Origin of the sequence: Paracoccus sp. (in: a-proteobacteria) (assembly GCF_030536915.1) — a bacterium.
In the GTDB taxonomy this organism is placed as follows: Bacteria; Pseudomonadota; Alphaproteobacteria; order Rhodobacterales; family Rhodobacteraceae; genus Paracoccus.
The window spans coordinates 1-3,675 of the sequence record NZ_JAUNPC010000018.1 but is presented as its reverse complement, the minus strand read 5'-3'; the positions used below and the strand labels follow the sequence as shown (position 1 = coordinate 3,675).

Annotated in this window: 4 protein-coding genes; 3 read left to right on the top strand and 1 reads right to left on the bottom strand. The window is 69.7% G+C overall.

Going from position 1 to position 3,675, the window contains the following annotated elements:
- Positions 1-43 precede the first annotated feature (43 nt).
- Positions 44-811: a double zinc ribbon domain-containing protein gene (locus Q4F04_RS04980; RefSeq protein WP_303368731.1), complete on the bottom strand. Its 768-nt coding sequence runs from the start codon at positions 809-811 to the stop codon at positions 44-46.
- Between Q4F04_RS04980 and Q4F04_RS04975 the strand changes: the two genes are divergently transcribed.
- The 3 genes from Q4F04_RS04975 to Q4F04_RS04965 form a co-directional block, all read left to right on the top strand.
- Complete coding sequence (locus tag Q4F04_RS04975; protein ID WP_303368730.1) at positions 810-1,649, top strand: SAM-dependent methyltransferase; 840 nt, start codon at positions 810-812, stop codon at positions 1,647-1,649. The genes Q4F04_RS04980 and Q4F04_RS04975 overlap by 2 nt on opposite strands.
- Complete coding sequence (hemH, locus tag Q4F04_RS04970) at positions 1,646-2,704, top strand: ferrochelatase (protein WP_303368729.1); 1,059 nt, start codon at positions 1,646-1,648, stop codon at positions 2,702-2,704. Before Q4F04_RS04975 ends, hemH begins: the two co-directional genes overlap by 4 nt.
- An 84-nt stretch (positions 2,705-2,788) precedes the next feature.
- On the top strand, positions 2,789-3,675 hold an 887-nt coding region (locus Q4F04_RS04965; protein ID WP_303368728.1), incomplete at its 3' end, for an Hsp33 family molecular chaperone HslO.

Genomic DNA, 3,675 nt, shown 5'->3' with positions numbered 1-3,675 from the left:
TGGCGGAGCGTGGCCTTCCGGTCCGCAGCGGCCATGGCCCTTGTCATGCCGCCCGCAGGGTCGCTGCCGTCTTGACCGCCCGCGCCAGAACCGCGACCGACACCGGCCCCGTGCCTGCTGCCGCCAGCGCCGAGGCCGCCGCGCCCAGCGTCGCGCCCGAGGCCATCACGTCGTCGACCAGCAGCACCGGCCGTCCTTCCAGCCTTGCCCGTATCCGCGCCGCGACCTCGACCGCGCCTTCCACATTGGCGAAGCGGTCGGCGACCGAGCCGTGGTCCTGCATCGGCGTGTGCCGGGTGCGGCGCAGTGCCGCAGCCTCAAGCCGCAGCCCATGGGCGCGGGCCACCGCCGTCCCCAGCAGCGCCGCCTGGTTGTATTTCCGCGCCATCATCCGGCGCGGGTGCAGCGGCACCGGCACCACCACCATGTCCGGCTGCACCAAGCGTCCCGCTGCCGCGGCCAGCCACTGCCCCAAGGGGGGCGCCAGATCGGGCCGGTCCCCGTGCTTCAGCGCCAGCACCAGCCTGCGCCCGCTGCCCGCATAAACCAGCGCCGCGCGGCCCCTGTCCCACGGCCGGGTCCGGACCAGGCATTCGTCGCAGGCAAGCCCCGCCTCTTCGCCGTCGCCGGGCAGGGGAAGGCCGCAACGCTCGCAATGGCAGGCGCCGATGAACTCGGCCTCGCACCAGCAGGCGGGACACAGCGCCCCGTCCCCGGCCACGCCCGCGCCGCAATCGAGGCATTGCGGCGGAAACAGAATCGCCCGCCCCGCTTTCATCACCGAGCCGAACGACCTAAGTTGCAGTCCCATGTCCGCTTCTCCCTCCGATCCCGACGGCCCGCCGCGCCTGACCGACCGCCCTGCGCTTTCGCGCAACCGCGCCCGCGCGGCTCGCATCGGGCGCGAGGACTGGCTGCACGCGCTGGTCCAGGACGAGATCGAAGATAGGCTTTCAGAGATTAACAGGAGGTTTACGGCGCCGGCCGTGGTGACCGGAAATCCCGCTTTCTGGACCTCCGCCATGCCTGCGGCCCGTGTCGTGGCCGACGAGCCGGTGCTGGACCTTCGGCTCGGCCAGCACGACCTCGTGATCCATGCGCTGGCGCTGCACTGGGCCGACGATCCGGTGGGACAGCTGATCCAGTCTGCGCGTGCCCTGATCCCCGACGGTCTGTTCATCGCCGTCCTGCCGGGCGGAGAAACGCTTGCCCCGCTGCGCGCCGCGCTGGCGCAGGCCGAGGTCGAGGTGACGGGCGGCCTTTCCCCCCGAGTGGCACCCTTCGGGGAAATCCGCGACCTTGGCGCACTGGTGACGCGGGCAGGGCTGGCGCTGCCGGTGGCCGACCAGATCAGCCAGAAGGTCAGCTACCGCGACTTCCTGCATCTCGCCCGCGACCTGCGCGCGATGGGCGAGGGCAATGCGCTCGACCGCCGCCTGCGCCACCCCACCCGCCGCGCCGTCCTGCTGCGTGCCGCGGAAATCCTTTCCGGGACCGCCCCCGACCCCCAGGACCCCGGCCGCATCCGGCTGAACCTGGACCTGATCTTCCTGACCGGATGGGCGCCCGCCGACAACCAGCCGAAACCCCTGCGCCCCGGCTCGGCCCGAACGAGCCTTGCCGCGGCGCTGAGCCAGAGGACCCCATGAACCAGCACGCCCGCCCGCAAGACCCGAGCCAGCCGCGCCATGCCCCCGCCGACCACCCGGCGCTGCCGCAGCCGAAGATCGGCATCCTCGTCGCCAACCTCGGCACCCCCGACGGCCACGACTACTGGTCGATGCGCCGCTATCTCAGCGAGTTCCTGTCGGACCAGCGGGTGATCGACTATCCGAAATGGAAATGGCAGCCGCTGCTGCAGGGGATCATCCTCAGCAAGCGGCCCTTCACCTCGGGCGCGAACTACCGCTCGATCTGGAACAACGAGGCCAACGAAAGCCCGCTGCTGACGATCACCAAGGCCAAGCTCGCCAAGCTGCGCCAGACCTGCGCGGACCGCTGGGGCGACCGCGTGATCGTCGATTTCTGCATGCGCTACGGCAATCCCTCGACCCAGTCGGTCGTGGACCGGATGGTCAAGGCGGGCTGCGACCGGATCGTCTTCCTGCCGATGTATCCGCAATATGCGGGCTCGACCTGGGCCTCGGCGAACGACCAGTTCTTCCGCGCGCTGATGGTGCAGAAATGGCAGCCCTCGGCCCGCATCTGCCCGCCCTATTTCGACCGCCCCGACTATATCGACGCGCTGGCGCAGTCGGTCGAACGCACCCTGCAGGGTCGGCGCCCGCAGAAGCTGGTGGCGTCCTATCACGGGATGCCCAGGCGCTACCTGCTGGAAGGCGACCCCTATCACTGTCAGTGCCAGAAGACCTCGCGCCTGCTGCGGGAACGTCTGGGCTGGCCCGAGGAGTCCATCGACACCACCTTCCAGTCGGTCTTCGGCTCCGAGGAATGGCTGCGGCCCTACACGGTCGAGCATGTGGCGGACCTGGCGAAGCGCGGCATCACCGACATCGCGGTGATCTCTCCGGCCTTCAGCGCCGACTGCATCGAGACGCTGGAGGAGATCAACGGCGAGATCCGCGAGGCCTTCGAGCATGCGGGCGGCAAGGGCTTCACCTACATCCCCTGCCTGAACGACGACGACGCCCATATCGCCGTCCTGACCGGGGTGATCGCCGAGAACATGGCCGGCTGGGCCTGACCTTGGGATGCGGTGTGCGCCTGCCTATATCGGCAGGCGACGCCGCGCCGCGATCCAAGGCGCGCAGATTTCCGAAAGGCTCCCATGACCACCATCAACCAGATTGCCTGGGACGATACCGTTCTGCCCTTCCAGCTTGACCGTTCAGGCGTCCGTGGCCGCGTGGCCCGCCTGGACGGCGTGCTGGAACATATCCTGTCGCGCCACGACTATCCCGCCCCTGTGGCGGCGCTGGTGGCCGAGGTCGCGCTGCTGACCGCGCTGATCGGCCCGACGATCAAGCTGCGCTGGAAACTGTCGATCCAGGTGCGCGGCAACGGCGCCGTCCGCACCATCGCCGCCGACTATTATGCGCCGTCCTCGGATGGCGGCCCCGCCCGTATCCGGGCCTGGGCCAGCTTCGACGAGGACCGGCTGGACGACCGGCCCGCCTTTGAGCAGGTGGGCGAGGGCTATTTCGCCATCCTGATCGACCAAGGCGCGGGGAACCTTCCCTACCAAGGGATCACCCCTTTGGCGGGCAGTTCGCTGTCCGCCTGCGCGGGCACCTATTTCGCCCAGTCCGAACAGATCCCGACCAGCTTCACCCTGTCCTACGGGCAAAGCCGGATGGCGGGGGATGCGGAACGCTGGCGCGCGGGCGGCGTCATGCTGCAGACCCTGCCGGCCCAGCCGATGGACGCGGGCAAGGGCGGCTCGGGCGAGCATGGGCTGATCGAGGCCGCCGACATCCTGCAGGGCGCCCAGTCCGAGGACTGGAACCGCGCCAACCACCTGCTGTCCACGGTCGAGCCGATCGAGCTGATCGGGCCGTCCGTCGCGCCGACCGACCTGCTGGTGCGCCTGTTCCACGAGGAAACGCCGCGCGTCTTCGATCCCCAGCGGGTCGAGTTCGGCTGTTCGTGCTCGGCCGACCGGGTGCGGGGCACGCTGTCCATCTATTCGGCCAAGGACATCCGCCACATGACGAC

What these genes read in the sequence shown, in the direction of transcription:
- Q4F04_RS04975 (WP_303368730.1), top strand. Translation starts at nt 810, where the DNA reads ATGTCCGCTTCTCCCTCCGATCCCGACGGCCCGCCGCGCCTGACCGAC.
- Q4F04_RS04980 (WP_303368731.1), bottom strand. Translation starts at nt 811, where the DNA reads ATGGGACTGCAACTTAGGTCGTTCGGCTCGGTGATGAAAGCGGGGCGG.
- hemH (WP_303368729.1), top strand. Translation starts at nt 1,646, where the DNA reads ATGAACCAGCACGCCCGCCCGCAAGACCCGAGCCAGCCGCGCCATGCC.